This is a genomic window from Ruegeria sp. YTSC003 (genome assembly GCF_059609785.1).
Genome location: NZ_JBXWMK010000001.1, coordinates 559,857 through 585,885, shown reverse-complemented (window position 1 = coordinate 585,885; position 26,029 = coordinate 559,857). Strand labels below are relative to the sequence as shown.

Here is a 26,029-nt window from a genome sequence, read left to right as displayed (position 1 = left end):
CTAAAATTTAACGCGCGTAAAGTTTTCATTGACGCCGCGACAATTTTTGCATTACGTTCTCTGTACGACATCCAAGCTCAGGGAGGACAGGGATGTATTTGAGAAACGCACTTCGTGCGGCGACTGCAATGACACTCGTCGCGACGGCAGCAGCTCATGCGGACACCTTAACAATAGCGACCGTGAACAACGGCGACATGATCCGGATGCAGGGCTATACCGATAAATTCACCGAGGCGACCGGCATTGACGTCGAATGGGTGACGTTGGAAGAAAACGTGCTGCGTCAGCGCGTAACTACCGACATCACGACCAAGGGCGGTACGTTCGACATCATGACAATCGGCATGTATGAGACGCCGATCTGGGGCGCGAATGGCTGGCTGGTACCGCTGGATGGCCTGTCCGAAGAATATGACGTTGGTGACATTCTGCCCGCGATGGCAGGTGGCTTGAGCCATGACGGAACGCTTTTCGCGGCGCCGTTCTATGGTGAAAGCTCGATGATCATGTACCGCACTGACCTCATGGAAAAGGCGGGCATGGAAATGCCTGAGGCGCCGTCCTGGCAGTTCATCAAAGAGGCCGCCGCCGCGATGACCGACCGCGACGCCGAGATCAACGGCATCTGCCTTCGCGGCAAAGCCGGTTGGGGTGAAGGTGGAGCCTTTATCACTGCGATGTCCAATTCATTCGGTGCCCGCTGGTTCGACGAAGAATGGAAGCCTCAGTTCGATCAGCCCGAGTGGGCAGATACACTGAATTTCTACGTTGAAATGATGAACGAATCCGGTCCTGCCGGCTATGCCACCAATGGGTTTAACGAAAACCTGTCGCTGTTCCAGCAGGGCAAATGCGGCATGTGGATCGACGCGACAGTTGCGGCGTCTTTCGTAACCAACCCTGACGACTCTACGGTCGCGGATCACGTAGGATTTGCGCTGGCACCTGACACAGGATTGGGCAAGCGGTCCAACTGGCTTTGGGCGTGGGCACTGGCTATTCCTGCTGGCACACAGCAAGAAGATGCTGCCAAGCAATTCATCGAATGGGCGACCTCAAAGGACTACATTGAGCTAGTGGCCGAAAGCGAAGGATGGGCAAACGTTCCCCCGGGTGCACGTACGTCTCTGTACGAGAATCCGGAATACCAAAAGGTTCCGTTCGCCAAGATGACACTGGACTCAATCCTGTCAGCTGATCCGAACAGCCCGACGGTGAAACCCGTCCCGTACGTTGGCATCCAGTTCGCCGCAATCCCGGAATTCGCAGGCATCGCCACACAGGTGAGCCAGGAGTTCTCGGCGGTATATGCCGGACAGCAAACGGTTGAGGAGGCACTTGCCAAAGCGCAGGCTTTCACAGCTGAAGAAATGGAAGCCGCCGGTTACTGAGGCATCCTCCCAACGGGTGGGCAGAGGTCTGCCCCCCCGTTCAACCCTTCCACAATTCGCGTTTTTCTCGCAGGCTGAGTTACGCCTGAACAGAGAGGGTTTGCGTTATGGCTACTCAACATTCTCGATCAGTTGCCCGCCTGATGATGGCACCCGCAGTGGTCCTGCTGCTTGGCTGGATGCTCGTGCCTCTGACGATGACGCTGTATTTTTCTTTCAAGAAGTACCTTCCGCTGCGTGGAGGCGATCTGGGTTGGGTCGGGTTCGACAACTACGTTCGTTTCGTATCCTCCAGTTCCTTCTGGCCCGCGGTCCAAGCAACATTAGTAATCGTTGGCGGCGTGCTGGTGATTACGGTCATTCTGGGCATTCTGCTGGCCATGCTGCTGGATCAGCCCATGTGGGGGCAGGGCGTTGTCCGCATCCTTGTGATCGCGCCATTCTTTGTCATGCCGACCGTATCAGCGCTGGTCTGGAAGAACATGTTCATGGACCCGGTGAACGGTTTGCTGGCCCATCTATGGCGCTTTTTCGGGGCCGAGCCGATTTCGTGGCTGTCCGAGGCTTCGATGACCTCGATCGTTATGATCGTTTCCTGGCAGTGGCTTCCCTTTGCGACGCTGATCCTGCTGACGGCTATCCAGTCTCTGGACAGTGAACAGCTGGAAGCGGCCGAGATGGACGGCGCGCCGGTGCTAAAACGCTTCTATCACATCATTCTGCCGCATCTTGGTCGCGCCATTACGATTGTGATCCTGATTCAGACGATTTTTCTACTGTCGATCTTCGCCGAGATTTTCGTGACCACCGGCGGCGCCTTCGGCACCCGTACACTGACCTACATGATCTTCCAGCGCGTGTTGGAAAGCCAGAACGTTGGCCTCGGATCAGCCGGTGGTGTCTATGCAATCATCCTTGCCAATATCGTTGCCATCTTCCTGATGCGCATCGTTGGCAAAAACCTGGACGCGTGAGGAGACAAACCATGGCCCGCACCGTCACGACACAACGCAAAACACTAAACACCGCCCTTGCCTGGGCCGTAGGTCTGCTGATCTTTTTCCCGATCCTCTGGACGATCCTGACCAGCTTCAAGACCGAGGCACAGGCGATTGCAAGCCCACCGATCTTCCTCAACTTCGACTGGACGCTCGAAAATTACGCCATCGTGCAGGAACGCTCTGACTATATGCGATTCCTGTGGAATTCAGTCATCATCGCAGGCGGATCAACACTTTTGGGTGTAATCGTCGCGATACCCGCAGCCTGGGCGATGGCGTTTGTTCCGTCCAGACGCACCAAGGACATTCTGTTGTGGATGCTGTCCACAAAGATGTTGCCCGCAGTTGGTGTTCTGTACCCGATTTACTTGCTGTTCATTCAGCTGGGTTTGCTGGACAGTCGCGGCGGGCTGGTCGTGGTGCTGATGCTGATCAACCTGCCGATCATCGTCTGGATGCTCTACACCTACTTCCGCGAAATTCCGGGGGAAATCCTTGAAGCGGCAAGGATGGACGGTGCGACGCTGAAAGAGGAAATCCTTTATATCCTGACACCCATGGCCATCCCCGGCATCGCATCGACCGTTCTGTTGAACTTTATCTTAGCCTGGAACGAGGCGTTCTGGACCCTAAACCTGACGGCCGTCGACGCGGCCCCACTCACTGCATTCATCGCCAGCTATTCCAGCCCCGAAGGCCTGTTCTTTGCCAAGCTTAGCGCGGCCTCGACCATGGCGATTGCACCCATCCTGATCCTTGGCTGGTTCAGCCAGAAACAACTTGTCCGCGGCCTGACTTTCGGCGCTGTGAAATAAGGAAGACTTCGTATGGGACGTATACAACTCAAGTCCGTGACCAAAAGCTTCGGCGACGTAGAGGTCATTCCCCCGCTGGATCTGACCATCGAAGATGGCGAGTTCACCGTATTTGTCGGCCCCTCGGGTTGCGGCAAGTCCACTTTGCTGCGCCTGATTGCGGGACTGGAAGACATGACTTCTGGCTCCATCGACATTGACGGCGCCGACGCAACAGACGTGCCGCCTGCCAAACGCGGGCTGGCGATGGTGTTCCAATCCTACGCCTTGTATCCGCACATGACCGTTCGCAAGAACATCGCATTTCCGCTGCGCATGGCGAAACTGGATCAGGCTGAGATCGACAAGCGGGTTGAAGGTGCGGCGAGCGTTCTGAACCTGACCGACTACCTGGATCGTCGTCCCGGCCAATTGTCTGGCGGGCAACGTCAAAGGGTGGCCATCGGTCGGGCCATTGTACGCGAACCGGCTGCGTTCCTATTTGATGAACCGCTGTCGAACCTGGACGCCGCCTTGCGCGTTGGCATGCGGCTGGAAATCAGCGAACTGCACGAGCGTCTGGCGACTACGATGATCTACGTCACCCACGACCAGGTCGAGGCCATGACTATGGCCGACAAGATCGTTGTGCTTCAGGCAGGTGTGATCGAACAGGTTGGCAGCCCGTTGGAGCTGTACCGTACGCCGCGCAACCTGTTTGTTGCAGGCTTCATCGGTTCGCCCAAGATGAACTTCATCGAAGGCCCAGAGGCGGAAAAGCTCGGTGCCCAAACCATCGGAATTCGCCCTGAACACATTGCGGTGTCTGAATCTGAAGGAGACTGGTCCGGCGTCGTAAGCGTTTCTGAGCACCTTGGTTCGGACACTTTCTTCCACGTCCACGAAACAGGGTTGGCCGAGACCATCACCGTCCGTGCAGATGGCGAGGTTAACTTTCGCCACGGTGACCGAATCCATCTGACACCACGACCGGATGTCATCCACCGGTTTGACGCGAAAGGCTTGCGGATCGAATGACGCGCCTGGCAGGCAAAACCGCCCTGATCACCGGGGCAGCGAGAGGCATTGGACTGGCGTTTGCCAAGGCTTATGTGGCTGAGGGCGCACGCGTCGCCATCGCCGATATAGACATGCAGCGCGCACAGAGCGCTGCAACTGAGATCGGCGCAGCCGCGTTGGCCGTCGAGATGGACGTGACCAGCCAACAAAGCATTGAAGACGCCGTTGCTCGAACGGCGGCACATTTTGGCCCAATTGACGTTCTGATCAACAATGCGGCCATCTTCTCCGCCGCTCCAATCGTTGAAATTGAGCGCGCTGACTACAATCGCGTTTTTGACATCAACGTTGCCGGCGCGCTGTTTACGATGCAGGCTGTTGCGCGCCACATGATTGATCACGGAACCAATGGTCGGATCATCAACATGGCGTCGCAGGCCGGGCGCAGGGGCGAGCCGTTGGTCGCCGTGTACTGTGCCAGCAAAGCCGCGATCATATCCTTGACCCAATCGGCCGGGCTGAACCTGATCTCTCACGGGATCAACGTAAACGCCATTGCACCTGGTGTTGTCGATGGCGAGCACTGGGATGGTGTTGATGCGTTTTTCGCAAAGCACGAAGGCAAACCACTGGGTCAGAAGAAACGCGAAGTGGCTGCAGCAGTTCCTTATGGCCGAATGGGCCGCGCCGAAGATCTGACCGGGATGGCCGTGTTTCTGGCTTCTGACGATGCCAAGTACATCGTCGCACAAACCTACAATGTCGACGGCGGAAACTGGATGAGCTGATGGATCCTGTGGCGAATGCAAACCCTCCGATATGGTTACGGCGAAATACCCTTTCAGACCTGCCTGCGACGGTCAGAACCCCGGTGTATGAGCGTTCGGATCTGACGCCCGGCATTGTCCATATCGGACTTGGCAATTTTCATCGCGCGCATCAGGCTTGGTATGTTCACCAGTTGATGCAGTTGGGCCAGGCCCATGACTGGGCAATCATCGGGGCCGGTGTCCGAAGCTATGACGCCGACATGCGAGAACGACTGCTGGCGCAGGACTGCCTGACAACGCTGATCGAACTGGACCCAAAAGGAATGTCCGCCGAAGTGATTGGTCCGATGATCGACTACTTGCCGATCGAAGACGACAATGCCGCGCTTATCCGGACGATGGCCGACCCTGCCATTCGGATTGTGTCGCTGACTGTAACCGAAGGCGGGTACTTTCCGGACGCCAACACTGACGCGTTCGATACGGATCACGCAGATATTCTGCACGATGCCGAGAACCCAAACCAGCCGCGTACGGCTTTCGGCGCTATAGTCGCGGCGCTCAGGCAACGGCGCACAAATGGCTTGAAGCCCTTTACCGCACTCAGCTGCGATAACCTTCAAGGCAACGGTGGGATTTTGCGAAACTGTGTTGTTGGTTTGGCGCGTCTATCCGACCCGGATCTGGCCGATTGGATCGATCAGAATGGCGCGTTCCCAAACTCGATGGTTGACTGCATCGTGCCCGCAACGACCGAGCAGGTCGTATTGCAATGCCGCACACTGGGCGTCGACGACCGCGTACCAGTCACGCATGAGAACTTTCGCCAATGGGTGATTGAGGACGATTTCTGCGCCGGGCGACCGCCCCTCGAAGAGGTCGGAGTAACACTGACGCAGGACGTCCACAGCTACGAAGCGATGAAACTGCGCATATTGAATGGAGGTCACCAACTGCTCGCAAATGTCGGGGAGATTCTGAATGTGCCCACGATTTCAGACTGCATGCAGGACCCGGACATCGTAGCGTTTTTCGGAAAAGTTCAGACAGAAGAGATTTTGCCTCATGTCGAAGCTGTTCCCGGGACGACAGCAAAAGAGTACCTCGGGTTGGTTAAGAGGCGATTTGCCAACACTGCTATTCACGATACAACACGTCGGGTCGCATTTGACGGGTCGGCGCGACATCCCGGGTTCCTACTACCGTCGCTGCGCGCAGCAACTGCGTCTGGCTCTTCGGTAAATGGGCTCGCGTTGGCCGAAGCATTCTGGTGCCGGATGTGCGTAGGTGTTCGTGAAGATGGCTCCGAAATCGCCCCGAATGACCCCCAATGGGAGAAACTACATAAAACCGCACAGGCGTCCAAAGCCGACCCACAGCTTTGGCTCGAACAAAGCCAATATGGCGGTGAATTTGGCCGCGGCACAAAGTTTTCTGAAGCCTTTGCCTGGTGGCTAACCGGGATCTGGCAGAGTGGCAGTCGAGCAGTTTTAACTGAATATGTCTCTAACGGCTCAATGCCACACTAAATTAGCGTCACTCAGATTATTCAATTGCGGACACATCTTTCTTTTTTCGCCGGCTAAGGGTTGTCGCAAATTGCCTTGCTGCCCCGGCATCCATAGGATGCACAGCCTGCCCTCCAATCTTTGCTGCAACTTCCCTTGCGATCCGAACAGGGCGCGATAAGTCTCTGCCCCGTACCTCGATTTGAAAGTGTTCGAGCTCGGCGCGCAGGTGCGAGATTTGTGCTTCAGCAACGAAGGCTGGATCAGAGAAGTTGCTGAGTAACAATTCGAATTGGCTTCGAACAATCTCTCGTGAAATGGCGTGGATGGCTCCCAGCGTTGAGGGCGTTGTAGGCTCGATGAAAATTTTCTTTTCTCCTTCCCCGGGCACTGGAGCAGGGATCCCCAATGCAAGTGTGGAGGGACGTGAGTCTTGCTTCGCTCGGACAGAAACGAGATCGAGAGCCGGTTTGATTGTTTTTTCGTTTGCCCAAAGGGGCTTTGGTTCACGTTAGCTGTTTGGCAATCACGCGACAGCCGGGCAATCGTGCCAGCATCGATTTTAAACCGATTCACTGATTTTATTGAATTTTTCATGGAAAGTGGCTGGGGTGGTAGGATTCGAACCTACGGTACACTGTACCAAAAACAGTTGCCTTACCACTTGGCTACACCCCAACGGTGAGGCGCTGTCTACGATTGTTGATCGGTGGGTTCAAGACCTTTCGGGTAAAAAAATGAGTGCGGATTAAAAAAAATCTGAAGGCGCTAATCGAAGATCTGAGAGTGGCTTGTTTTCATAGGTAAGGTGTTCAATCTTGCTGAGATCGGGTCGTCGGAAAGCACTGCAGAATGTATGCGGAATGAGTAGCCCATTGGCCTGATCTTACGGCGGGGTTTTGAAATCCAGTGTTTTGCGAAGAGCTGGATGCGCGCATTGATGGCAGGGCGCTAAGATTGGAAACTCTGAAAGGGAAGAGAATGAAGTTTCTACGTACTCCAGACACCCGGTTTGACGGGCTCTCAGAATACCCGTTTGCACCGAATTACGCGCAGGTGGATGACACCGAAGGCGGCCAGTTGCGGATGCATCATGTGGATGAAGGGCCAGCCGAGGCTGATCCCGTATTGATGATGCATGGCGAGCCAAGCTGGTCCTACCTTTACCGCCACATGATTGCGGGATTCGTCGCGCAGGGACATCGCGCGGTTGCGCCAGACCTGATTGGGTTCGGACGATCCGACAAACCAACTGAACGAAGTGACTACACTTATGAACGCCACGTGGCTTGGATGGGTGATTGGCTGCGCAAGGTGGACCTGCGCAACATCACTCTGGTTTGCCAGGACTGGGGCGGGTTGATCGGGCTGCGGTTATGGGCAGAGCTGCCCGACAGGTTCGCGCGTATCGTCATTGCCAACACGGCGCTGCCGACCGGCGATCAGCCAATGGGCGAGGCGTTCGAGAACTGGCGCAGGTTTAGCCAAGAGGTCCCGGTATTTCCGGCCGGTGGAATTCTGAAAGGCGGAACTGTTTCGCCCCTGTCAGAAGACGTTATCGCGGCCTATGATGCACCTTTTCCAGATGAAAGCTACAAAGCCGGGGCGCGGCAGTTTCCCATGCTGGTGCCAGCGACGCCTGATGATCCGTCCTCGGGTCCGAACCGGCAGGCGTGGGAGGTGATCCGAGGGCTAAAGACGCCTGTCCTCACAGCTTTCGGGGCCGATGATCAGGTCATGGCGGGGATTGATTCTGTGTTCCAGAAAATGTGCCCGGGGGCTGTGGGGCAGCCTCATGTCATCTTGCCGAATGCGGGACATTTTTTGCAAGAAGACGTTGGTCCGGAACTGGTCAAGTTGACCTGCGATTTCATCGCGCGCGCACCCCGATCCGACTAGGTTATTCTCGGATTTCGGCTGGGTCGACGCCCCAGAGGTTCGTTTTCTGTGCCCAGCCGCGATACCCGCCCGCAGAAATCTGGCACCAGTCCAGCGAACAACTTCCCAGGCGCGCCACAACGCCCGTTTCAAACTGTGCGCTGATCGGCGCATTTGCATCGGGGCTTGTGTAAACGGTCAGCAATTCGGCGTCGACCAACACAGTTCGAACACCGGACAACAGGGCATAGTGCACCCATCCTCCTGCTCCGTCGCGGTCCTGAACTCTGCGCCAGTTTCCGTATTCTGCCGTTATCTGCAGTGGCATGCCGCGCCGTTTGAAAACCCAATCGATTCGGTGAGTCAGGGATGGGCCGCGGCGCACATTGCCCTCAGCAGCTTTCATCGAGACAAACCGTGGAAGGGGCAGGTTGGTGACTTGGCCACGCTTGTCCTGCGCGCTGGCAGCCAAGCCACCAAACACCGTCAGGAAAACAGCGAATGCCGCCGAAACAAGGCGTTTTACGGGTAGAAAACCACTCACTTACTGTCTGCTCTTGTGCCTGTTGATCTTGCTTCAAAAAAAGGTCGACTCAATGCCTATGGGGTTCTTGTGCCCCGCCTTATCCTGCGCCACGATGACATGGCGCGCGAAGGTTTGCAAAGCAGTGGGAGTGCAGAGGTGTCAAGAGAACGTCTGAGTGTTGTCGTTACGCGACGGTTGCCCGAGGCGGTTGAAACCCGGTTGAGCGAATTGTTCGATGTGCAATTGCGCGACGATGACAACCCGATGACCCGTGAAGAACTGGTGGAGGCCGTGAAAACCGCCGATGTTCTGGTGCCAACCGTAACCGATACGATCGACGGTGGCCTTTTGGGGCAGGCGGGTGAAAACCTGCGCTTGATCGCGAATTACGGGGCGGGGGTCGACAATATCGATGTCTCGACCGCGCGTCAGAGGGGCATTCTGGTGTCGAACACCCCGGGGGTTCTGACCGACGATACCGCTGATATGACCATGGCACTGATTCTCGCTGTGACCCGCCGAATTCCCGAGGGTCTGTCTGTTATGCAAAAAGGCGATTGGACCGGGTGGGCGCCGAATGCCTTGTTGGGCGGGCGTATCGGAGGGCGGCGTTTGGGCATTTTGGGCATGGGACGTATCGGTCAGGCCGTGGCCCGCCGTGCCTGTGCTTTTGGGATGCAGGTGCACTACCATAACCGCCGCAGACTTCGCCCCGAAACCGAGCAAGAGATGGAGGCGACCTATTGGGAAAGCCTCGATCAGATGGTGGCGCGGATGGATGTGATTTCGGTCCATTGCCCGTCGACACCGTCTACCTTCCATTTGATGAATGCTCGGCGGCTGAAATTGATGAAGCCGACAGCCGTTATCGTGAATACATCAAGGGGTGAGGTGATCGACGAAAACGCTCTGACACGCCGGATACGCTCGGGCGAAATCGCCGGCGCGGGCCTGGATGTTTATGAGCACGGGACGGATGTGAATCCAAGATTGCGACAGTTGCCGAACGTTGTTCTGCTGCCCCACATGGGGTCGGCCACGTTAGAGGGCCGGATCGAAATGGGCGAGAAAGTTATTATAAATATTAAGACGTTCGAAGACGGTCACCGCCCACCGGATCAGGTGGTCCCCGCAATGCTTTGATCCGGTGTTTCCCGTGTTTTGATGCGGGCGGTGCCAATTTACACACGCATATTTTCAGGAGGATACGATGAAACGAAGTCTGATTTCGGGAGTGTTGCTGTCGGCGGTTGTGCTGGCAGGACCATTGACTGCTCAGGAAACGGCAGATGCCGTTGCGCCCGAAGGCGCGTCCGAGGGGCAGGTGCAAGGCCTGACTGAAGAGGTGATCGCTGCGCTTGAGGCCAAGATGGCAGGTCAGCCGGTCACATCTGAAAACTGGATGGTTGCTGCCGCGAATCCATTGGCTGTAGAAGCAGGCGCAAAGGTTTTGCGCGCTGGTGGGTCGGCGGCTGATGCAATGGTCGCAGTTCAGGTTGTGCTGGGGCTGGTCGAACCGCAATCGTCGGGCCTTGGTGGCGGTGCATTTTTGGTTCGGTATGACGCTGCATCGGGCAAGCTGACGACATTGGATGGGCGTGAAACGGCCCCGCTTGAGGCGAACCACAGGCTGTTCCATGACGAAAACGGCGAACCGCTGAAGTTCTTTGATGCGGTTGTCGGCGGGTTGTCGGTGGGCACACCCGGGACACCGGCCCTGCTGGAAGAGGCGCATCGGCGATGGGGGCGCAGTCCGTGGCCAAGCCTGTTTACCGATGGCATCGCTCTGGCGGACGACGGTTTTCTGGTATCTCCGCGCCTTGCTGGCCTGGTCGAAAAGGATGCCGAACGCCTGTCGCGCTTTCCTGCAACCGCAGAATATTTCTTGCCCGACGGTAAGCCACTTGAGCAGGGGCAACGCCTGACCAACCCGGAATATGCCGAAACTCTGCGTATTTTGGCCGAGGAAGGCTCGGCCGGTTTCTACGGCGGTGAGATTGCCGCTGGCATCGTTAGCACCGTACGCAACGCCGAAGGCAACCCGGGCGTTTTGTCGGGAATTGATCTGGCGCTGTATCAGGTGATCGAGCGTGAACCAGTGTGCGCAACCTATCGCGCCTATGAGGTCTGCGGCATGGGCCCGCCATCGTCAGGCGCGCTGACCGTCGGTCAGATTCTGGGCATGCTGGACGGCTATGATCTGGCTGCAATGGGCCCCGAAGACACCAATGCATGGCGCCTGATCGGTGATGCTTCTCGTCTGGCTTTTGCCGACCGTGGTCGCTACATGGCCGATCATGATTTTGTTCCCATGCCAACGCAGGGCTTGGTTGATCCATCTTATCTGTCCGACCGTGGCTCTCTGTTAGGCGGAGAAGCCGCCCTGACAGAGGTCGCACCGGGTAACCCCGAGTTTGATCATGCGTCGAATTGGGCCGACGATGTCTCGATCGAGTTACCCTCAACCTCGCATATCTCGATCGTTGATCAGTACGGAAACGTCCTGTCGATGACGACGACGATTGAGAACGGGTTCGGTTCACGACTGATGACAAACGGGTTTCTGCTAAACAACGAATTGACGGACTTCTCGTTTAAAACGCACAGTGACGGTGTTCCAATTGCCAACCGGTTGGAGCCTGGCAAACGCCCACGTTCGTCGATGAGCCCGACAATTGTGATGCAGGACGGCGCGCCTGTTCTGGCCATCGGATCGCCGGGGGGTAGCCGTATCATCGGCTATGTTGCCAAGTCGATCATCGCCTGGGCAGATTGGGACATGGATGTGCAGCAAGCTCTTTCACTGCCGCATCTCGTCAATCGTTTTGGCACTTATGATGTCGAAGTGGGAACCGCCGCCGAAGGGTTCTCGGACCCGCTGATCGAGCTGGGTTTTGAAGTGAACCCGCGCGACCTGACATCGGGCCTGCATGCGATTGAGATCGGGGATGTGCTGGTCGGCGGTGCCGATCCACGTCGTGAAGGAATTGCGCTGGGCGAATAGCCCGGCGTTTCAAAGGGGAAGACCATGGTGCAGGCAGTCGCTTTGCCGCGAAATGAAGTGGGGATCGAGGCAGCTGTCGGCATCCTGAAACAAAAGTTTGGTGACCGGTTGCAAACCGGTCAGGCAATCCGCGAACAACATGGTCACACGACCACCTGGATCGAAAACCAATCCCCGGATGCCGTGGTTTTTCCGCATTCCACGGAAGAGGTCTCCGAGATCGTCAAAACCTGCGCCACGCACAAGGTACCGGTGATTGCATTTGGTACGGGTACATCGTTGGAGGGTCACGTGAACGCCCCTGCTGGTGGTATCTCGGTTGACCTGACCCAGATGAACAAGGTGCTGGCTGTGAACCCGGGTGATCTGGATTGCGTCGTACAGCCGGGTGTGACGCGCGAAGACCTGAATACCCATTTGCGGGATCAGGGTTTGTTCTTTCCGATTGACCCCGGCGCGAATGCTTCGTTGGGCGGAATGGCGGCGACGCGGGCGTCCGGGACCAACGCGGTGCGCTATGGCACGATGAAGGACAATGTCCTTAGTCTTGAGGTGGTCATGCCGGATGGGCAGATCATCCGAACCGGGCACCGGGCCAAGAAATCCTCGGCGGGTTACGACCTGACCCGACTGCTGATCGGGGCCGAAGGGACGTTGGGCATCATCACCGAACTTACCTTGCGCCTGCAGGGCATCCCCGAGGCGATCACCTCGGCCCGTTGTTCATTTCCGTCGGTGGATGCGGCCTGTCAGGCTGTCATGATGACGATCCAGTACGGTGTTCCGGTGGCGCGGATTGAGCTGCTGGATGAAATGTCGGTCAAGGCCGCTAATGCCTATTCCGGGCTGAGCCTGCCGGAAACGCCATTGCTCTTGCTCGAGTTCCACGGATCGGAAAGCGGTGCGGTCGAACAGTCCGAAACCTTCAACCAGATCGCGGAAGAGTTCGGTGGCACCGATTTCGCGGCGACCTCAACGACTGAGGAACGCAATAAACTCTGGCAGGCCCGGCATGATATGTACTGGGCTTCCCTGCAACTGCGTCCGGGCGCGCGAGGAATCTCCACTGACGTCTGCGTTCCGATCTCGCGTTTGGCAGAGTGCGTCACAGCGACTCAGGACAAAGCGCGTGAGCTAGGGCTGATGGCCCCGGTGGTGGGGCATGTCGGCGATGGCAACTTTCATTCCTTGCTGCTGATCGACATGGAAAACGCGGACGAAGTCAGCAAAGCTGACGAATTCGTCGGGTGGCTAAATGATCTGGCTATTTCGATGGAAGGTACGTGCACGGGCGAACATGGGATCGGACAGGGCAAACAGCCCTATCTGGTCAAAGAGCTTGGGCCAGCCGTCACGTATATGACTGCTATCAAAAAGGCGCTGGACCCCGACAACATCATGAACCCCGGAAAGATTGTGCCGAACGAATAAAATCGACCGATCCTTGGGAATTTCGCTCCAAAGCCACAAGGGTGCCCGATTCTGCCGCTATCCATTGCGAAAACAAGCAGTAATTGAATTTGAGGTCATAATGGGCGCGCTAAGGTTCATTGGGTTTGCGTTGATAGTTGGTCTGGTCGTTGCGGGCCTAGATTATTTTCAGCAGGACAAAAAATCGGACGGTACGCTTTCGCTTAGCGGATATGTTGAAACCATCTCGGTGCGGTTCGATCAAAGCCAAAAAGAGCGGGAAGTGAAGCAAGCGGCGCGAGAACGTCAAAAGCTATGGAATGCCGGCGCAAAATCCTTTCTACCGAGCCCCCCCGAGGGTTGGGCGCAATATGCCTTAACCGAGCCCGACACCAAGGCAGTCTCCAGAGTTCTTTCAGAGTTGGGGCCGGTGCCCCTTATCAGTTCGATCAGCGGGCCAGCCGAATTGCTACAGCTCAACGGTGCCGGCAAAGACGGCGCGCTTCGAAAGCTGGATGAGACAGGCACCGTTTACGCGAAAGAAGGTGAACTGATCTGGCTTGATATCACCCTCAAACCACAAGCGGCACGAAACACTTTGGCCGGATTAGCGCTGAGTGCGCAGGATGCGTTTCTGGATGGGATGAAGGCCGAACAAGGGTATGCGATGATCGACGGCGTCGCTTTCATCGAAACAACCGGAAATCTGCTGGATGATACCAAAAAGACCAACCATCGCGCGTTCACAGGCCGTATCGGCTTTGATCAAGAGGTTGTAATCCGCCTTCATGCAGATGCCAGCGATGCGACGATCCGAGAGTTTCTTGACCGCGTCGATTACGCAGGCTTGAACGCAATGTTGCCGCATCCAGCTCTGGTTGTGGGAAAGGGAATCGAGGTCCCTCTGACCCGGCAGCCCGAAATTGCAGATGAAATGCACGATCTTTATGAAACGATGCAAATCGCGCAGCTAAGGTTGGGTCAGGAAAAGCTGGAAAATCTGGATGCGGCCGCTTTGGTGGCGAACACGCTAAGCAGTTCGGGCTTCAACTCTGAAGGCGTCATGGACATCACCAACGGCGAAGTCTTCGAAAATCAGGAGCTGTCGCAATTATCTTACATTCGCACCCAGAACTTGCTGCTTGAATCTGCGCTGAGCGAGGCGGAAACCGAAGTGGCCAGCACAGGTGGTATCGGCGGGTTCATTAAGGGATTGATGGGCAAAGTGGCCCACGCCGATGCAAAAGCGGATGAACCCCAGCCTCAGGTTGCTCCATCGGGTGAGGTTAAAGTCAGGAAGGGTGGTTTGGGCAAATCATCCTGTGCAACGTTGGGCAGTAGCAAACGGTGCTCTGCCGGGGGCAACTGAAACCGTTCACCTGAAAAATCGACGCTCTGCGCCATGCACGGGTCGTTTTCTTTATATCACTGGTCGGATGAATGTCGCGCCGGGGCATTCAAATGCGCCATATGGTGTCAACTGAATTCAAGGGGAGACGCCCGGTAATGAAAACCCAAGTCAAAGCACTGGTCGTTGGCGGTGGTGCCGTCGGCACTTCGATTGCATATCACTTGGCCAAGGCAGGCTGGGACGATGTGATGTTGATTGAGCGGGACGAGCTGACTTCCGGCTCGACATGGCACGCAGCAGGGCTGTTGCCGCTGTTCAACATGTCCTATGCAACGACACACATCCACAAGTACTCGGTCGACTTCTACAAGCAGCTTGAGGAAGAGACCGGCCTGAACGCAGGCTTTGCCGTCGTTGGCAACCTGCGCATGGCACAAACGCAAGAGCGCATGGATGAATACATGCTCTATGCGTCCACCGCTGAAACTTGTGATGTCGCCTACGAATGGCTGACGCCCGAGCAGATCAAGGAACGCTGGCCGCTGATTGAGACATCGGACCTGAAGGGTGCGATCTATCACACCGAAGACGGCTACATTAACCCTGCAGATGTGACGCAGGCGATGGCTAAGGGTGCCCGTCAGCGTGGCGTTGATATTGTTCGCAAGATGCAGGCCGATGCCTTCCACTGGAACGGCACTCACTGGGAAGTGACCTGCACCAAGATGGTCGAGAAGGGCGGCAACCTCATCCCGTCTGACGAGCAAGTTGTGATTACCGCCGAGCACGTCGTGACTGCATCAGGCAACCACGCGCAGCGCACCGCCAAGATGCTGGGCATCAAGATGCCCGCGATCCCGGTCGAGCATACCTTTATCGTCATGGACAAGGACCCCGAGCTGGTCAAATGGCGTGAAGCGGGCAACCCCGAACACCCAGTTGTCCGTGATGCCGACAACGAATCTTACGCGCGTGAGGAACGTGGCGGCTGGATTCTGGGTATTTATGAACACGGCGCACCAGCGCAGTTCGAACATGGCGTGCCGGACAGTTTCCGCGCTGACCTGTTCCCGCTGGATCTGGACCGGATTGCCGATCAGTACATGGCGATGGCCGAACGTGTGCCGTCCTGCGCCGAATCCGGCCTGAAGGACGACTTCAACGGCCCGATCTGCTACACCCCGGATGGCAACCCACTGGTTGGTCCGGCACCGGGTCTGCGTAACATGTGGCTGGCTGAAGGTTTCTCGTTTGGCATCACCGCGGCAGGCGGCACCGGCTATTACCTGGCGCAGATGATGGTGGATGGCGAAGCCGAGATCGACATGGCGTCGCTGGACCCCAAACGTTACTCGTCGAACTGGATGACCACCGAGTTTGCAGCGCGCAAGAATGAAGAGTGCTATGAGCACGTCTACATCCTGCACCACCCCGATGAAGAACGTGCTGCCTGCCGTCCGCTGCGGACTGTTCCGGCCTATGACCGTCAGAAAGCGCGTGGCGCACAGTTTGGCTGGGTCAATGGATGGGAGCGCCCGAACTATTTCGGTCCACTGGATGCACCCGAAAACTTCGACCATGACGCCCGCTCATTCCGTCGCGGTGGCTGGTGGCAGTACGCAGTCGAAGAAGCCAAAGCGATCCGCGAAGGCGTTGGCCTGATCGACGCATCGGCCTTCACCAAGCATGTCGTCAAAGGACCCGGTGCGACGCAATTCTTGGATTGGTTCACCTGCAACAAGCTGCCCAAGGTCGGTCGTATCAACCTGACCTACGCGCTGACCTCGCACGGCACCACCCGCACCGAGTACACCATCGTCCGCAATGGCGAGAACAACTACTACATCGTCTCTGCAGGTGCCTGGACCGAGTACGACGCGGACTATCTGCGCAAGGCGGCTGAGGACAAGATGGAGGAGTTCGGCTACATCGAGATCCAGGACGTGACCACCCAGTGGGGCGTTTTCGCTATCGCCGGACCCAAATCGCGTGACGTTTTGAAAGAGGTCATCAAGGACGCCGATCCGGAAACCGCATTGTCCAACAAGCGCTTCCCGTGGTTGTCGGCCCGTCAGATCGAACTGGGCATGTGCCCGGTCAACGCGATCCGCGTGGCCTATACCGGCGAGCTGGGTTGGGAACTGCACCACCCGATCGAGATGCAGAACTACCTGTTCGACCTGCTGGAAAAAACCGGTGAAAAGCACGGTATGAAGCTGGTCGGTGCGCGCGCTCAGAACTGGCTGCGTCAGGAGAAATCCTATCGCGCCTTTGGCACTGAACTGGGCCGCGACGCGACCCCGCTGGAAGCCGACCTGCCGCGTTTTGTTGATCTGTCGAAAGATTTCTACGGCAAGGACAAGCTGGAAGAGACCGGTGTGCGCGTGAAGTGCTGCACCCTTCTGATCGACGGACCGGACGATGCCGACCCATGGGGCCGCGAGGCGCTGTACACACCGGAAGGTGAACGCGTGGGTCGTTTGACCTCGGGCGGATACTCGGTCGCGTTCGAGAAATCCATCGGCATGGGCTACGTAAAGCCCGATCTGGCGGTCGAAGGCACTAAGCTAAAGGTCAAGATTCAGGATAAACTGTGGGATGCGGTCGTGACCTGCGACAGTCCCTACGATCCGAAAAACGAAACCATCCGCAAGGACGGTTGATCAAAAAAGGGCCCCGGAGATCTCCGGGGCCCTTTTTTGTCACGCGGAAAGCTCGTCAAAGCATTCCAGCGCCTTGGCCGCATACATCATCGATGGCCCACCGCCCATCTGGATGGCGATGGCGAGCACCTCTGACACTTCTTCGCGGCTTGCTCCGGTATTGATCAGAGCTTCGGTGTGTAGCGTTATGCATGGTTCGCAGCGGGCAGCGATGGACATACCCAAAGCGATCAGTTCTTTGGTTCTGTAATCCAGCGAGCCGCCCTCTTTGACGGATTTTCCAAGCGCACCGAATGCACGGGCGGTATCAGGTATCGCAGCGTTTAGGATGCGCAAGTTGTTGCGGGTATCCGAGAGCTTGTCTTGCCAGTTCATTTGTGGGCTTCCTTTAAACATATCACCTTGTGAATATGTTCATGGAAACTGCCTGACTTTGATCTTGATCAGACTGAAGGTCTTTCAGCGATAAATGCCAGGTTGTTTGCTGGCATTTCAACAGCATCGGTTAAACTCAATTGAACTCGACGCAGCAGGTCCAAAATATCGGCGTCATCCTTGTATCCAATGTCCGGGTCTTGTTGGCTCAACGCAGCATGAAAGTTCTGGTCTCCGGTACTGGTCAATCGGCCTGCGCGCATGAATGGCCCATAGAGGATTAGCCGACCGCCCGGGTTCAGCGCCAGCGCGGCCTCGGTCACCAAGGTTTCCACCTCCGACCAACTGATCAGATGCAGCAAGTTGATCAAGAGGATCAGGTCATTTGCCCCGTGAACAGTATGCCAACCGGGTTGGACCGCATCGAGTTCTATCGCAGGGACTATGTTTTCTACGCCTTCGGCATATGCGTCGATTGAAGCGCGTCGTTCAGGTTCAACCTCACTGGGTTGCCAATCCAGACCGGTCAGTCGATTGGCAAAGACCGCGACGTGTTGCCCCGTACCGCTCGCCAATTCCAACGCGCGACCTGACGATGGGCCAAACCGCGCCAGCAGATCACAAAGCGCATCGGCATTCCTGCTGGCCGCCGGAGCGACCAATTTTTGCCCATCGGATACCGTCGCCACGCTGGCATTTGCAGGGAGTTTGCGTTTTGTCATCCACGTAGTCTTCCCGGTCTGAGGGCCGAAACGCTGGCAGCCTCCAGTTCTGAACGAACACCAGTCGTCAAATCCGCCACCAGTTGCGAGGCCGCCGGTGCTGTTTGAAAGCCGTATCCGCCTTGGGCGGCCGACCAAATAAACGTAGGCTCAGCAGGGTCGGGGCCCAGAACCAGAGTACCATCCGGCGCAAAGCTGCGAAGCCCGGCCCAGTTCGCCTCGACCCTTGTGACCGGTTCGGTCACCATCGCTTCGTACCTCGCCAGTCCTTCGGCTAACACCATGTCGTCCGCATAGGCATCATGGGGAAAGGTCGGATCAGCCTCGCAAGGGGAAACGATCAGCTTTCCGGCATCCGGTTTCGCATACCAGCCTTCGCTAGCGCCCAACATCAAAGGCCAACCCGTCACGTCATGTCCGGCAGGGGCGGGGATACGAGCCACTGAGCGCCGACGCGGTTCTATGCCGATCGGCGCGACGCTTGCCAACGTCGCAATCTCATCCACCCATGCGCCTGCGGCATTTACAAGGGCCTTAGCCTCGAAAGCGTCTGCCGCCTCGACAACCCAATGACCAACTTTGGTGATACGTTTTACCTTTTGGCGGGTCAGCACCAGACCGCCGTTGGCCCTAATCACACGAGCGAAATCCTGCATCATCCGGTCGGTATCAATGTCAAAAGCAAAACTGCTGGCGGCGGCAAATCCAACAGTCTGAGGGTTCAGTATCGGAATTCGCGAAATGGCCTCTTCAACCGAGATTTCTGACAGACGAAGGTCAGCTTGATCCTGAAGAAACGCGTCTCGTTGATCATGCCCGGCGATCAGCATCAACCCGCGCGGCGACAGATAGCCATTCGACCTCAGATAAGCTTCGCTCGCTGCATTCAGGGTCTTCACGGAAGGTGGTCCATACCCCTTTTCGAACAACGCCGCCGACCGGCCAGAGGTGTGATATCCCAGCGCGTCTTCGCCTTCGAGCACGACGACATGTCCATGTTCAGACAAACGCGCACCTGCGCTTAACCCGGCGATGCCGCCGCCGATGACCAGGAAATCGATCATGTCAGTAACTCCGCCCTGGGATCACCCCAAAACGGGTGGATTTGAGATCTGCTTTTATTCATGCGCAAAGCTTCGCATGCGTAACACTATTGGAAAAGAGGCGTAATTTCCGCAATGTAAACTTGAACCAAAGAGACCGGCCTGTTTTTAGTGCAGCTATCATCGGAATCGGAGAAAGACGTGACACCGGCAGAATTACATCCAATGGCCACGGGGCATATCCCCTCATACGTCACGCAGGCAGATGGCAGCGACTTTTTGCTGACCTTCATGTTTGTTTTTACCGTTTTGGTGATCGTTCTGATCGGAGTTGGCTACTTTACGCTGCACTCCATCCCGGAAAAAATCGCGCATGAATCCAACCACCCTCAGTTTCAGCTTGTGGGGATATTGGCACTGTTGGCTCTGTTTACCCACAATGGTCTGTTCTGGGTGGCGGCCATTCTTGTAGCCGGGTTCCAGTTCCCGGATGTCGCCGCCCCCTTGCGCGCCATTGCTGACGCGATCCGGTCCTTGGGCAATCAAGGCAACGATGTTCCTGCCCCAGCGGCCCCATCGCAACCGACCGCGCAGCAGGAGCAGTAAGAGATGCTTGAAACACTGATGTGCGCGCTGGTCACCGTGTTGCCGGATTACTTATTTCGCCGTTACGTACAGGGCAAACGTATAGGCCATGAAATCACACTGTTCACCATGTGGTATGAACTGCGTTGGGGCCTGACCACCTGCGCCATTCTTGCGCTGACCGTGATCACCACGCTGTTTTACTTCCACCCTGCCAGTAAAACGGCGGCGTCCTATTTCCGAACGGTGACAATTCTGCCTCAACTCGGTGGTCGCGTGTCCGAAATTTACGTCACCAACAATCAGCAGGTCACTGCCGGCCAGCCGATTTTCCGGATCGAGGATTTCACCCAAACCGCACAGGTCGAGGCCGCGCATGCGCAGATCGCGCAAGTTCAGGCCTCGCTGAAAGTGGCGGAAACCGATCTGGCCGAGGCCGACGCAGGCATCGCAGGCGCGCGCGCTGCATTGGATCAATCGCTTGAGGATTTGGAGCGTAACACCACCCTGCGGGACGAAGGCTCCAGCGCCGTGCGATTGGCCGAAATCGACCGGTTGGAAAACCTTGTTGCCGAGCGTGAAGCGCAGCTTACCGCATCGCGATCCCGCCGTGCCGCCGTGGTGCAGCAGATCGAAGAACTGATCCCGGCCCAACTGGCCAGCGCCAACGCCCAGTTGGACGCCGCGCTGACCGAGCTGGATAAAACAGTCGTTAGCGCAGGTGTGACCGGTCGGGTTGAACAATTTGGCCTTCAGGTGGGCGACTATGTCAGTCCTTTGCTGCGGCCTGCGGGCATTCTGGTTCCGTCAAGCTCGGGCCATAACCGGTTTCAGGCTGCATTCAACCAGATGGCCGCTCAGGTCATCAAGCCGGGCATGATCGGAGAGCTAGGCTGCATGACCAAGCCCTTCACCGTGATCCCGATGGTTGTGGTTGAGGTGCAGGATGTCATCCCGTCAGGTCAGATACGCCCTTCGGATGAGTTGCGCGATGTGCAGGCCAACAAGGTACCCGGTTCGATTCTGGTTTATATGGAGCCGTTGTACAAAAACATGGCCGATGACATACCGCCCGGTAGCAATTGTCTGGCGAATGTCTACACCGACAACCACGAACGGCTGGAACATGAAGACCTGGGATTCTGGCACGCCGCCGCCTTGCATGTGATAGACACGATCGGTGTTGTCCACGCGGCGGGCTTGCGCCTGCGTCTGATCCTGATGCCGGTGAATACGTTGGTGCTGACCGGGCATTGAGCCATTCACGCGTTTTGATTTCAGATCCGGCCTGTGTGAGGTTTAAACCGCTGGGCGGCCGGGTTTGTTATCTAAGGCGAGGGACGCGTAAGCAAACGCGAGAACGCAGACAGCGAACGCCGCAACAAAACAGAAAACCAGAGTGAACGAGCCGGTTATGGCAAAAACCGAACTGCCCAGGGCCATCCCGACCGTACCGCCCAGCAGCTGAAATGTCATCGAGATGCCACTTGCCTGTCCGTGCAGAGCTTGTGGTACCGTTGACATGATGGCCCGCCTTGGGGGGACAAACAGAAACGGCACGCAACAACCCCAAAGGAAGTAGCCAGCATAGATCAGCGCGGCGACGTCTAAATGCATTCCCAGTGCGACAATAAGTATGGCAATCGCACCCAGCGCTGTACCTGTCAGAGAAGGGCCGCGAGAGCCAAATTTATCAGCAATTTTCCCCGCCATCGGGGCAATGAAAATCTGCGGAAAAGCAATCGGCAACAGGGCGACACCAGCAGTCAGCGGTGAAAACCCGAGCTTTGATTGAAAGTAGGATGCGCCGAACACGAACAGAGTAATCTTGCCGAATTGTGCGGTGAACAGGATCATGTTTGAAGCAGCAAACCCGGGGCCGGCAAAAAGGGAGATGGCAATCAGAGGCGATGTTGCCCTCTGTTCGACGCGGACAAATAACACCAAAAAAATAAGACCCGCTGACAGGGCCATAAGAACTTCGGGCTGTACCCAGCCTCTGTCCGGGCCCTCCATGACACCGAACACAATAGCCGCCAACCCCGTCACCAGTAGAATTAGCCCTTTCAGGTCGAACTCGCGCTCCCGTTGGTGTGGCGGGTCCCGCCAGAAAACCCATGCGACCAGAGCGACCACAAGCACGATTGGGGGGTTGACCCAGAAGATCCAGCGCCAAGACAGATATTCGGTCAGAACGCCTCCAACCAGCGGACCCATTGACAGGAATACTGTCCCGATCCCGCCGTATAAACCCAGTGCCAGCCCGCGTTCCTTTTCGTCAAAAGACTGGATCAGAACCACTAGCGACAGCGGGAAAATCAGTGCTGCACCGATGCCCTGTGCGGCGCGCGCTGTTAACAGAGCAAATACACTTTCGGCAAACGCTCCCAGTGCGGAGGACAAACCGAAAATCAATAAACCTGCACTGAGCAAAACCCGAATGCCCAGAACATCGCCCAATCGTCCTGCTGCGCCCGCAAATCAAGCCAGCACCAGCAGATAGATATTCACCACCCAATGCGCTTCAAGCAGAGACAGGCCAAGCTCATTGCGGATGGTTGGAAGCGCGACGCTGACGACCGTTTCGTCCAGCAGAATAACACCCAAGATGGCACCCATCGCGCCGAGTATCCACCAGCGGCTGTGGTCTTGCGCTTTGATCTCCATGGGGTTTTTACGTTTCGTGTTGAGAGAGGTAAAACATTAACCCCATCAGGTCCGTCGTGTCTGCAATCGTCAAGACAGTATTTAGTTAAGGCTAGGCGAGGTGCTCGCATAGACACGAAAAAGGGCCAGCCAAATGGCCAGCCCCTCAACGTGTTCGTGTATAGGTTTACTGCGGAATTTCGCCTTCCAAACCTTCAACGTAGAAGTTCATACCTGCCAGTGTACCGTCATCGGCGGTTTCGCCTTCAGCCAGCCAGTCGCTACCGTCCTGCTTTTTCAGCGGACCGGTGAAGGGGTGGTATTCACCCGCGGCCATGGCCGCTTTCATCGCCAGTGCTTCTTCTTTGATGTCGGCTGGAACGGCGTCCGAGATCTCACCGATCTCAACCATGCCTTCCTTGATGCCATCCCAAGTGTTAACGGTTTCCCACGACCCATCCATGACCGCTTGGGTGCGTGCGATGTAGTAGGGCGCCCAGTTGTCGATGATCGACGATACGCGCGGCTTGGGGGCATATTCGCTCATGTCCGAGGCCTGACCGAAGGTGATCACGTTGCCCGCCTCTTGTGCGGCCGCCTGCGGCGCGGTCGAGTCGGTGTGCTGCAGGATCACGTCCGCGCCCTGTTCGATCAGAACGGAAGCAGCGTCAGCCTCTTTCGCCGGGTCGAACCAAGTGTAGGCCCAGATGATCTTGAACTCCACATCCGGGTTCACCTTTTTGGCGTGGATATAGGCCGAGTTGATGCCGCGGATCACTTCGGGGATCGGGTAGGACCCGATGTACCCGATGATGTTCGACTCGGTCATTTTACCAGCGATGTGGCCCTGAACGGCGCGGCCTTCGTAGAAGCGGGCCGAATAGACGGACACGTTCGGGGCGGTTTTGTAGCCGGTCGCGTGCTCGAACTTCACATTCGGGAATTTCTTGGCCACGTTGATGGTCGGGTCCATATACCCGAACGAGGTGGTAAAGATCAGGTCAGCGCCTTCCAACGCCATCTGGGTCATCACACGTTCCGCGTCCGGGCCTTCGGGAACGGATTCAACAAACACGGTCTCGACTTTGTCGCCGAATTCTTTCTCAACCGCCAGACGGCCTTTGTCGTGTTCATAGGTCCAGCCGCCGTCGCCCACCGGGCCGACATAGACAAAGCCTACTTTTGTTTTGTCCTGTGCGACCGCGCCGGTCGCCAGACCCAGCACCATCGCGGCACTGGCAAGAAGTGAAGTGAATTTCATGTGGTTACTCCCCAAGTTGGTTCAATTGGCCCCGTCTAGTGCGAGGCGTGGAAGGTCCGGCCCAGTGAGGCAGGTGCGCTGCTCTTGTCGGCCGAAAGGATCACAAGCACAAGGATCGTGATGATGTAGGGCGACATTGCCAGATACTCGACTGGGATGGCAACGCCCGCTGCCTGCAGATTAAGCTGCAACACCGTGATTCCGCCAAACAAATAAGCACCCAGCAATGCACGCCATGGTTTCCAGCTGGCAAAGACCACCAGCGCAAGAGCGATCCATCCAACACCGGCGGTCATGCCCTCGGTCCACTGCGGAACGCGGATCAGGCTGATATAGGCTCCACCGAGGCCAGCGCAGGCGCCACCGAACAAGATCGCCAGGATACGGATCTTGATAACCTTGTAGCCCAGGGCGTGTGCGGCGTCGTGGTTTTCACCCACTGCGCGCAGGATCAGACCGACACGAGTGTATTTCAACGTGGCCCAGACGGCTGCGGTCAGAGCAATACCGACATACAGGATCGGGTCATGCTGGAACAGGATTGGGCCGATCACCGGTATGTCGCTGATCAGAGGGATGTGAATGTCCCCCATGCTGGGCGGCTTGATACCCACATAACTTTGCCCAAGCAGAGCGCTGAAACCGAGGCCGAACAGCGTCAGGGCAAGGCCACTGGCGACCTGATTGGCAAGCGCGACCTGTGTCAGGAGGACAAACAGCAGCGACAGCACCGCGCCACCAATGGCAGCCGCAATGAAGCCCAGCCAGGGTGAGCCTGTCTCGACCGAGATCGCAAATCCGCTGATTGCGCCGACGATCATCATGCCTTCGACGCCAAGGTTAAGAACACCGGCTTTCTCGACGACCAGCTCTCCGATCGCGGCCAGTAGCAAGGGGGTTGCAGCGACCATTAATGATGCCACCAGAAGGACTGGGTTGATTGCTGAAAGGTCCATGATTCAGGCTACCTCGCTACGGGCCGCACGGATGCGGTAGTTGGTCAAAAGGTCGAAGGCGAGCAGGAAGAACAGCAACATTCCCTGAAACACCTGAATAGCGGCCGCAGGCAGGCCCAGTTGAGACTGAGCGATCTCGCCGCCGATATAGGTCAGTGCCATCAGGCCACCGGCCAGCAAGATGCCCAGCGGATGCAAGCGTCCCAAGAAGGCCACGATGATCGCGGTAAAACCATATCCTACATTGAAATCGATGCTGACCACGCCGGCGGGACCGGACACTTCGAACATGCCCGCCAATCCGGCCAAAGCACCAGCCATACCGAGGCAAAACAGGATCAACCGTGCGGGGTTCACACCGGCGAACTTTGCCGCGCGGGGTGCTTCTCCGGTCAGTCGAATGTGAAAACCCAGCATGTGTCGGTTCAGCAGAACATAGGCGAAGATTACCGCAATAAAGGCCGCAACAACACCCAAGTGCATACCCGATCCCGCGATCAGCTCGGCGTTATGTGCGCTGTCGTAAGCTTGTAAATTGCGTGAACCGGGAAAACCGTGGCCCTCCGGGTTTTTCAGCAACCCCAGCGAAACAGAGGCCAGAAACTGCTCGGCCACATAGACCAGCATCAGTGAGACAAGGATTTCATTGGTACCAAAGCGCACCTTCAGGAAGGCCGGAATCATTGCCCATATCCAACCGCCAAATGCACCGGCGATCACCATGATCGGGAAGACATACCAGGCATCCAGCGGATAAAAGGCCAGACCTGTACCTGCGCCAAAGATAGCGCCCATGATGTATTGGCCTTCGGCTCCGATATTCCAAATGCCGGCACGGAAACCCAAAGACAGACCAATTGCGATCAGAACTAGCGGAGCACCTTTCACCAGCAATTGCGGGCGATAGTAGAACGAGAATTCACCGAACAAAGGCTCCCAAAAGATGGTGCCAATGGCTTGGATCGGGTTCTTGCCCAGAATGGCGAACAGGATGCCGCCGAAAACCATGGTTGCCAACACGGCCACCAAAGGGGTCGCGTAAGACCACGCTTTGGACGGCTGCGGCCGTTTCTCCAACACAATCATCCGCTCATCCCCCTGTTTTCACTTCTTTTTTGATAT

General features: G+C 56.8%; 24 protein-coding genes and 1 tRNA gene. 14 read left to right on the top strand and 11 right to left on the bottom strand.

Annotated elements, in window-relative coordinates; translation table 11 throughout:
- The first annotated feature begins 92 nt into the window (after positions 1-92).
- From AC2FFH_RS02900 to AC2FFH_RS02875, 6 genes are all read left to right on the top strand, one after another.
- A complete protein-coding gene (locus AC2FFH_RS02900; protein WP_058284088.1) occupies positions 93-1,394 on the top strand; it encodes an ABC transporter substrate-binding protein in 1,302 nt (433 codons plus the stop codon).
- A gap of 107 nt (positions 1,395-1,501) precedes the next feature.
- The gene (locus tag AC2FFH_RS02895; protein WP_108859810.1) at positions 1,502-2,368 is read left to right on the top strand and encodes a carbohydrate ABC transporter permease; all 867 of its coding nucleotides are present in this window, start codon (positions 1,502-1,504) and stop codon (positions 2,366-2,368) included.
- A gap of 11 nt (positions 2,369-2,379) precedes the next feature.
- Positions 2,380-3,210 (top strand): carbohydrate ABC transporter permease, encoded by an 831-nt coding sequence (locus tag AC2FFH_RS02890; protein WP_109310934.1) that lies wholly within the window; start codon positions 2,380-2,382, stop codon positions 3,208-3,210.
- A gap of 12 nt (positions 3,211-3,222) precedes the next feature.
- Positions 3,223-4,227 carry an ABC transporter ATP-binding protein gene (locus tag AC2FFH_RS02885; protein ID WP_496738273.1) on the top strand — a complete coding sequence of 335 codons (1,005 nt, stop codon included), beginning with the start codon at positions 3,223-3,225 and terminating at the stop codon, positions 4,225-4,227.
- Positions 4,224-4,997 (top strand): L-iditol 2-dehydrogenase, encoded by a 774-nt coding sequence (locus tag AC2FFH_RS02880; RefSeq protein ID WP_496843707.1) that lies wholly within the window; start codon positions 4,224-4,226, stop codon positions 4,995-4,997. Before AC2FFH_RS02885 ends, AC2FFH_RS02880 begins: the two co-directional genes overlap by 4 nt.
- On the top strand, positions 4,997-6,508 hold the full coding sequence (locus tag AC2FFH_RS02875) for a mannitol dehydrogenase family protein (RefSeq protein WP_496843706.1): 1,512 nt from the start codon (positions 4,997-4,999) through the stop codon (positions 6,506-6,508). Before AC2FFH_RS02880 ends, AC2FFH_RS02875 begins: the two co-directional genes overlap by 1 nt.
- A gap of 16 nt (positions 6,509-6,524) precedes the next feature.
- On the opposite strand, the gene AC2FFH_RS02870 is transcribed toward AC2FFH_RS02875, so the two are convergent.
- Positions 6,525-6,878: a hypothetical protein gene (locus AC2FFH_RS02870; protein ID WP_496768710.1), complete on the bottom strand. Its 354-nt coding sequence runs from the start codon at positions 6,876-6,878 to the stop codon at positions 6,525-6,527.
- Positions 6,879-7,090: 212 nt separating this feature from the next.
- Positions 7,091-7,165, bottom strand: a tRNA-Gln gene (locus tag AC2FFH_RS02865).
- A gap of 303 nt (positions 7,166-7,468) precedes the next feature.
- On the opposite strand from AC2FFH_RS02865, the gene AC2FFH_RS02860 reads away from it, so the two are divergent.
- Positions 7,469-8,386, top strand: a complete 918-nt coding sequence (locus AC2FFH_RS02860) for a haloalkane dehalogenase (protein WP_496843705.1) — start codon at positions 7,469-7,471, stop codon at positions 8,384-8,386.
- Position 8,387: 1 nt separating this feature from the next.
- Here AC2FFH_RS02860 and AC2FFH_RS02855 read toward each other — a convergent pair whose 3' ends face one another.
- Positions 8,388-8,909: an SH3 domain-containing protein gene (locus AC2FFH_RS02855; protein WP_496725537.1), complete on the bottom strand. Its 522-nt coding sequence runs from the start codon at positions 8,907-8,909 to the stop codon at positions 8,388-8,390.
- Positions 8,910-9,047: 138 nt separating this feature from the next.
- Here AC2FFH_RS02855 and AC2FFH_RS02850 point away from each other — a divergent pair, with 138 nt between their 5' ends.
- The 5 genes from AC2FFH_RS02850 to AC2FFH_RS02830 all read left to right on the top strand — a co-directional run bounded on the left by AC2FFH_RS02850 (position 9,048) and on the right by AC2FFH_RS02830 (position 17,319).
- The gene (locus AC2FFH_RS02850; RefSeq protein ID WP_496725538.1) at positions 9,048-10,034 is read left to right on the top strand and encodes a 2-hydroxyacid dehydrogenase; all 987 of its coding nucleotides are present in this window, start codon (positions 9,048-9,050) and stop codon (positions 10,032-10,034) included.
- 67 nt (positions 10,035-10,101) lie between these two features.
- A complete protein-coding gene (ggt, locus tag AC2FFH_RS02845; RefSeq protein WP_496843704.1) occupies positions 10,102-11,895 on the top strand; it encodes a gamma-glutamyltransferase in 1,794 nt (597 codons plus the stop codon).
- Positions 11,896-11,919: 24 nt separating this feature from the next.
- Positions 11,920-13,326, top strand: a complete 1,407-nt coding sequence (locus AC2FFH_RS02840) for an FAD-binding oxidoreductase (protein ID WP_496843703.1) — start codon at positions 11,920-11,922, stop codon at positions 13,324-13,326.
- Between the two features lie 100 nt (positions 13,327-13,426).
- Positions 13,427-14,674, top strand: a complete 1,248-nt coding sequence (locus AC2FFH_RS02835; RefSeq protein WP_496843702.1) for a hypothetical protein — start codon at positions 13,427-13,429, stop codon at positions 14,672-14,674.
- A 137-nt stretch (positions 14,675-14,811) separates the two neighbouring features.
- Positions 14,812-17,319 carry a GcvT family protein gene (locus tag AC2FFH_RS02830; protein ID WP_496770356.1) on the top strand — a complete coding sequence of 836 codons (2,508 nt, stop codon included), beginning with the start codon at positions 14,812-14,814 and terminating at the stop codon, positions 17,317-17,319.
- Positions 17,320-17,358: 39 nt separating this feature from the next.
- Here AC2FFH_RS02830 and AC2FFH_RS02825 read toward each other — a convergent pair whose 3' ends face one another.
- From AC2FFH_RS02825 to AC2FFH_RS02815, 3 genes are all read right to left on the bottom strand, one after another.
- Complete coding sequence (locus AC2FFH_RS02825; RefSeq protein WP_496770358.1) at positions 17,359-17,694, bottom strand: carboxymuconolactone decarboxylase family protein; 336 nt, start codon at positions 17,692-17,694, stop codon at positions 17,359-17,361.
- A 68-nt stretch (positions 17,695-17,762) separates the two neighbouring features.
- Complete coding sequence (locus AC2FFH_RS02820) at positions 17,763-18,416, bottom strand: DUF938 domain-containing protein (protein WP_496770360.1); 654 nt, start codon at positions 18,414-18,416, stop codon at positions 17,763-17,765.
- On the bottom strand, positions 18,413-19,480 hold the full coding sequence (locus tag AC2FFH_RS02815) for an NAD(P)/FAD-dependent oxidoreductase (protein WP_496843701.1): 1,068 nt from the start codon (positions 19,478-19,480) through the stop codon (positions 18,413-18,415). Before AC2FFH_RS02815 ends, AC2FFH_RS02820 begins: the two co-directional genes overlap by 4 nt.
- A 180-nt stretch (positions 19,481-19,660) precedes the next feature.
- Here AC2FFH_RS02815 and AC2FFH_RS02810 point away from each other — a divergent pair, with 180 nt between their 5' ends.
- Both AC2FFH_RS02810 and AC2FFH_RS02805 read left to right on the top strand, forming a co-directional pair.
- A complete protein-coding gene (locus AC2FFH_RS02810; protein WP_496720942.1) occupies positions 19,661-20,065 on the top strand; it encodes a hypothetical protein in 405 nt (134 codons plus the stop codon).
- A gap of 3 nt (positions 20,066-20,068) precedes the next feature.
- Complete coding sequence (locus tag AC2FFH_RS02805) at positions 20,069-21,301, top strand: HlyD family secretion protein (protein ID WP_496843700.1); 1,233 nt, start codon at positions 20,069-20,071, stop codon at positions 21,299-21,301.
- Between the two features lie 42 nt (positions 21,302-21,343).
- Here AC2FFH_RS02805 and AC2FFH_RS02800 read toward each other — a convergent pair whose 3' ends face one another.
- The 5 genes from AC2FFH_RS02800 to AC2FFH_RS02780 form a co-directional block, all read right to left on the bottom strand.
- Positions 21,344-22,504, bottom strand: a complete 1,161-nt coding sequence (locus tag AC2FFH_RS02800) for an MFS transporter (protein WP_496843699.1) — start codon at positions 22,502-22,504, stop codon at positions 21,344-21,346.
- A 21-nt stretch (positions 22,505-22,525) separates the two neighbouring features.
- On the bottom strand, positions 22,526-22,711 hold the full coding sequence (locus AC2FFH_RS02795) for a hypothetical protein (protein ID WP_496843698.1): 186 nt from the start codon (positions 22,709-22,711) through the stop codon (positions 22,526-22,528).
- 166 nt (positions 22,712-22,877) lie between these two features.
- Entirely contained in the window at positions 22,878-23,951 is a 1,074-nt protein-coding gene (locus AC2FFH_RS02790) for a BMP family ABC transporter substrate-binding protein (protein WP_496725547.1), read from the bottom strand.
- A gap of 35 nt (positions 23,952-23,986) precedes the next feature.
- On the bottom strand, positions 23,987-24,907 hold the full coding sequence (locus AC2FFH_RS02785) for an ABC transporter permease (protein ID WP_496725548.1): 921 nt from the start codon (positions 24,905-24,907) through the stop codon (positions 23,987-23,989).
- 3 nt (positions 24,908-24,910) lie between these two features.
- Positions 24,911-25,993 (bottom strand): ABC transporter permease, encoded by a 1,083-nt coding sequence (locus AC2FFH_RS02780; RefSeq protein ID WP_496725549.1) that lies wholly within the window; start codon positions 25,991-25,993, stop codon positions 24,911-24,913.
- Positions 25,994-26,029 lie beyond the last annotated feature (36 nt).

Bases quoted from the DNA above. Each gene is read 5' to 3' on its own strand.
- AC2FFH_RS02900 (WP_058284088.1), top strand. From the start codon at position 93: ATGTATTTGAGAAACGCACTTCGTGCGGCGACTGCAATGACACTCGTC.
- AC2FFH_RS02895 (WP_108859810.1), top strand. From the start codon at position 1,502: ATGGCTACTCAACATTCTCGATCAGTTGCCCGCCTGATGATGGCACCC.
- AC2FFH_RS02890 (WP_109310934.1), top strand. From the start codon at position 2,380: ATGGCCCGCACCGTCACGACACAACGCAAAACACTAAACACCGCCCTT.
- AC2FFH_RS02885 (WP_496738273.1), top strand. From the start codon at position 3,223: ATGGGACGTATACAACTCAAGTCCGTGACCAAAAGCTTCGGCGACGTA.
- AC2FFH_RS02880 (WP_496843707.1), top strand. From the start codon at position 4,224: ATGACGCGCCTGGCAGGCAAAACCGCCCTGATCACCGGGGCAGCGAGA.
- AC2FFH_RS02875 (WP_496843706.1), top strand. From the start codon at position 4,997: ATGGATCCTGTGGCGAATGCAAACCCTCCGATATGGTTACGGCGAAAT.
- AC2FFH_RS02860 (WP_496843705.1), top strand. From the start codon at position 7,469: ATGAAGTTTCTACGTACTCCAGACACCCGGTTTGACGGGCTCTCAGAA.
- ggt (WP_496843704.1), top strand. From the start codon at position 10,102: ATGAAACGAAGTCTGATTTCGGGAGTGTTGCTGTCGGCGGTTGTGCTG.
- AC2FFH_RS02840 (WP_496843703.1), top strand. From the start codon at position 11,920: ATGGTGCAGGCAGTCGCTTTGCCGCGAAATGAAGTGGGGATCGAGGCA.
- AC2FFH_RS02835 (WP_496843702.1), top strand. From the start codon at position 13,427: ATGGGCGCGCTAAGGTTCATTGGGTTTGCGTTGATAGTTGGTCTGGTC.
- AC2FFH_RS02830 (WP_496770356.1), top strand. From the start codon at position 14,812: ATGAAAACCCAAGTCAAAGCACTGGTCGTTGGCGGTGGTGCCGTCGGC.
- AC2FFH_RS02825 (WP_496770358.1), bottom strand. From the start codon at position 17,694: ATGAACTGGCAAGACAAGCTCTCGGATACCCGCAACAACTTGCGCATC.
- AC2FFH_RS02820 (WP_496770360.1), bottom strand. From the start codon at position 18,416: ATGACAAAACGCAAACTCCCTGCAAATGCCAGCGTGGCGACGGTATCC.
- AC2FFH_RS02815 (WP_496843701.1), bottom strand. From the start codon at position 19,480: ATGATCGATTTCCTGGTCATCGGCGGCGGCATCGCCGGGTTAAGCGCA.
- AC2FFH_RS02805 (WP_496843700.1), top strand. From the start codon at position 20,069: ATGCTTGAAACACTGATGTGCGCGCTGGTCACCGTGTTGCCGGATTAC.
- AC2FFH_RS02795 (WP_496843698.1), bottom strand. From the start codon at position 22,711: ATGGAGATCAAAGCGCAAGACCACAGCCGCTGGTGGATACTCGGCGCG.
- AC2FFH_RS02790 (WP_496725547.1), bottom strand. From the start codon at position 23,951: ATGAAATTCACTTCACTTCTTGCCAGTGCCGCGATGGTGCTGGGTCTG.
- AC2FFH_RS02785 (WP_496725548.1), bottom strand. From the start codon at position 24,907: ATGGACCTTTCAGCAATCAACCCAGTCCTTCTGGTGGCATCATTAATG.
- AC2FFH_RS02780 (WP_496725549.1), bottom strand. From the start codon at position 25,993: ATGATTGTGTTGGAGAAACGGCCGCAGCCGTCCAAAGCGTGGTCTTAC.